Here is a 3,969-nt window from a genome sequence, read left to right on the forward strand (position 1 = left end):
TCTAGATGATTCTAGTCAAGGTCCAATTCCGGAGGATAATTATACAGATACAAACACAGGGCCTATTCCAGAAGACAATACTACAGACCCAAGCATGACTNATCACTGTCATTTTAGCTTCTTCATCTTTTCATGTATTTGATTCAAAGTTTAATGCATTAGCACAAACTCTAGATGATTCTAATCAAGGTCCAATTCCTGAGGATAATTATACAGATACAAACACAGGACCTATTCCCGAAGACAATACTACAGACCCAAGCATGACTACACCCCCTATTGATAACTCAACTGATATGCAAAGTCTGAGTCTTCTGACAACAATACATTTCCGTTAGATAACATGACCATGCCAGAAAATAACATGCCATCTGCAAGTACACCAGCATCACCATCTAACAGTACAAGCATACTACCTCCATTAGAACAGGTAAAATCAGGAGTCCATGCAAATGAGGTACAATGTAGACAAGGTTATGCGCTCGTCATCAAAGCAGAAGACGGTTCCCCCGCATGCGTATATTCACAAGTTGCGCAAATATTGATTCAGCGTGGATGGTAAATTTTCCACATCCAGATATCATCAAGAAGATCTGAAAACATGATATGTATGTTGAATTTTTCTAACTTTCCAAATTGTAACTTGGTTGCGCTTTTACTTTATTTCTTAAAAGAACAACAAGTACTATAGATACAATTGAGAGTATGCCGGCGCTAGAAAATATTTCTAGATACGATAAAGCAGACGGAAATACTCCTGGAATGTTTGGAATTGTCTGACTATACATCTGTTGGAACATTCCTGCAACTGACGGTCCAAGGGACTGACCTACAAGAATCAACAATACCGACATGCCAAGAGAGATGCCTTCTGCTTTCTGTGGCGATGACACCAGTATGATGTTAAATCCGCCAACAAATGTAAACGACAACCCAACNTATACATCTGCTGGAACATTCCCGCAACTGACGGCCCAAGGGACTGACCTACAAGAATCAGCAATACCGACATGCCAAGAGAGATGCCTTCTGCTTTCTGTGGAGATGACACCAGTATAATGTTAAACCCGCCAACAAATGTAAACGACAGCCCAACCGATATTATGCCAAGCGCTGCAGATATCATAAATTCAGTAGAGTGGAACGCCACCAGTCCGAAAAATCCTATTGTACAAATCACAGTACCAAGTGCAGTCAGTCTGAAATTTCCTACCTTTGATACAATAAAACCAGATGCTGCTGAAACTATTAGTGATATTATCATAAATGGAAGCTGGACATTTGCAGTTGTTATTGCATCGCCTCCAAAACCTAGCGGTCTTGGACTCTGCACCAGTATAGGAATGGTCTGGTATACCATGAATGTTGACACTCCAACTATCATGAGTACTACATTAGTTGGTAAGAGTATCTTGTTTGCAAGAACCTTGAGATCAATCAACGGATGCGGTGTTCTTTTTTCTATCAAAGTAAATACAAGCACAGATGCTGCAGAACCTGCAAAGAAGACAAGCGAGTTCAGGTTACCTTGAGCAATCTCTTCAATATATGAGACTCCCATCAAGAACAAGATTACGGTAACAGAGAGTGCGATTGCGCCCTTGATATCAAGCCCATGATACTGCCCAGGGTCTTCTGATTGTGGAATCCTGATGAGCTTTGCCATTACCACTGCAAGTATTATGGCAATAGGAAATACAGAGAAAAATGTTGCATGCCATCCATAGCTTGAGATGATTCTTGCACCAACTATGAGTCCAACTACAGCGCCGCCAAAAAATGTGGATGTAAATATCCCTTGAGCAATTGCAAGTTTTTTCATTGGGAAGATATCACGTACGATACCAAACGCGATTGGGAACATGGATATTCCCACACCTTGAGCAATTCGTGCAAATATCATGGTATCAAACGAGTTTGCAAATCCTCCTCCTAGAATTCCTGCAGAATATATCATCATGACAATCAACAGTATCTTCTTTTTTCCATACACGTCTGAAAGTTTGCCTGCAATAGGTGTCATGACAGCGCCTGCGATAAGATATGATGACAAGATCCAAGATGCAGTATTGTACGATACACCAAAGTCCTTTATGAAATTAGGAATTGCAGGCAGTACCATGGTTTCCCCATACATTGTAACTAACGCAAGACTGCTGATTATTGCAAGCGCAAGCCATGCAGAAGAGGATACTGTTGGATCTGCTTCCTTTTCATTAGTCATGTATTTGCAATTTGTTTTGATGTTTCATATAAGTTAGGAAGTATTGATACGGTTATCAAGTGAATGTAAAGTAAGTTAATTGTTGATATCTAGCAAAAACTAGATCATTTTTTCTTTAATCTTCCAATTTCTGACAATCCTAACGCAAAATGTATGTGGATACAGTCATGGCCTTCGTCATTTGAACAGTGTAGTTTTCCTTCCTTGAAATAAACTTCAACAATTTTTTTTATTTTATTGTCGCGAAGTATGATGGTATCTCCTGTGCTTATTTTTTCAATATATGGCGCGTATGTTTTCAGGAAAGCATCTTTTTCGACGCTTTGCAGTATGGNTGTATCCCCAGTGCTTATTTTTTCAACATATGGTGCATAGGTTTTCAGGAAAGCATCTTTTTCGACGCTTTGCAGTATGGTCTCGTTTACGTAATCAACTAGTGTGAGTCCCTTTTCGGCAGCCTTGTTCTTTGCCTTTTCGTATACGTCGTCTTTTATGGCAACAGTTGGCTTGCGCTTGGACCCTGTGTGTGATGACATGTCTTTGACATGTCTTTCTGTGATGCTCTGAGATATACACCAACCGGTCAACAGCATCTGAGCGCCAAGTTATCTACACGTAATACTTATTACGTCTTGATGACATGCTATTGACATGTCATCGACAGGTTCGAAGACACGTGATCAGCCAAAGAGAGATCGTACTACGTTACAGTATGACCGTATTACATCCAAGATGCTGTACTATGATGCCAAGTTTCACGGTAGAACCAAAGTGCAACAACTGCGCGAACTAATCAGAGCAGACATCAGACGATACAAGATAGAAATTCCAATAAGACAANCAAGGCAAGTAACAAGCCAAAACGCAACCGTACTACGTTGCAGTATGATCATAACACATCAAAATTATTGTACTATGATGCCAAGTTTCATGGCAGAACCAAGGTACAGCAGCTGCGTGAATTAATCAAGGCAGACATCAAGCGACACAAGATAGAGATTCCGTCACGACAAGAGCCTTGGAATAGTACCAACGGAGCACGAGAAAGATGATCAAGTTAGCTCTTGTGCTTGGCATTGTGATTACAATGATTTCATTGGGACATTTTGTATATGCAGATGGCCAAAAGCTTGTCTGTGTTTACCAGCCAATGGATTTGTTCATGGACAAATCATTGCCAGATCTGATATCAGCTCAAGTGCAGACACATGGTGTCAATGTAAAGACTGTTCGCATAATAGACCAGATATTAGGACATGATTCAGACTGTAATGTTATCATAAAGATAGATAGATCTATTAATGAAAACTATCGATATACTGACAAGACTGTCAAGTATCAAGTTGTTAACAATACCATTACCATATTTACATACANGACAGGGCGATTAATGAAAACTATCGATACACCGACAAGGCTACAAAATATCAGGTGGTTAACAATACCATTACCATATTTACATACAAGACTGCTGCAGTGTACAATCCAACATCAGGTGAGACGCTAAAACCAATGACCAACTGGAGTTGTAAACAACTGCACATGTATCTAGATATCATAGTAATTATCAGATATCAAATTCTGGATATTATGAGACATACACTGGATACTGTGACCCATTCAAGGGATCAGTTGATCCTTCAAAGGTAGGCGAGCTGCCATACAATGTCATCCGAAGTTCAGTTGATTCTTCGCTTTTGGCGTTGAGATTGTAAAAGATATTTTTAGAATGACATGGTATTGAA

Annotated in this window: 2 protein-coding genes and 2 pseudogenes; 2 read left to right on the forward strand and 2 right to left on the reverse strand. The window is 39.7% G+C overall.

The genetic code is table 11. The features are described from left to right. Positions 1 to 349: 349 nt before the first annotated feature. Positions 350 to 562 (forward strand): hypothetical protein, encoded by a 213-nt coding sequence (locus tag DYY66_RS07610; protein ID WP_166287724.1) that lies wholly within the window; start codon positions 350 to 352, stop codon positions 560 to 562. 61 nt (positions 563 to 623) lie between these two features. Here DYY66_RS07610 and DYY66_RS07615 read toward each other — a convergent pair. Together DYY66_RS07615 and DYY66_RS16310 are read right to left on the reverse strand one after the other, a co-directional pair. Continuing rightward, positions 624 to 938, reverse strand: a pseudogene (locus tag DYY66_RS07615) (MFS transporter); the annotation flags it as partial. A 1-nt stretch (position 939) separates the two neighbouring features. Further along, positions 940 to 2,224, reverse strand: a pseudogene (locus tag DYY66_RS16310) (MFS transporter); the annotation flags it as partial. Positions 2,225 to 2,875: 651 nt separating this feature from the next. Here DYY66_RS16310 and DYY66_RS13120 point away from each other — a divergent pair. Next, positions 2,876 to 3,064, forward strand: a 189-nt coding sequence (locus DYY66_RS13120; protein ID WP_218583668.1) for a hypothetical protein, incomplete at its 3' end; no start/stop codon positions are given. Between the last annotated feature and the right edge of the window lie 905 nt (positions 3,065 to 3,969).

This window comes from Candidatus Nitrosotalea sp. FS (assembly GCF_011319475.1).
Lineage (GTDB): Archaea > Thermoproteota > Nitrososphaeria > Nitrososphaerales > Nitrosopumilaceae > Nitrosotalea.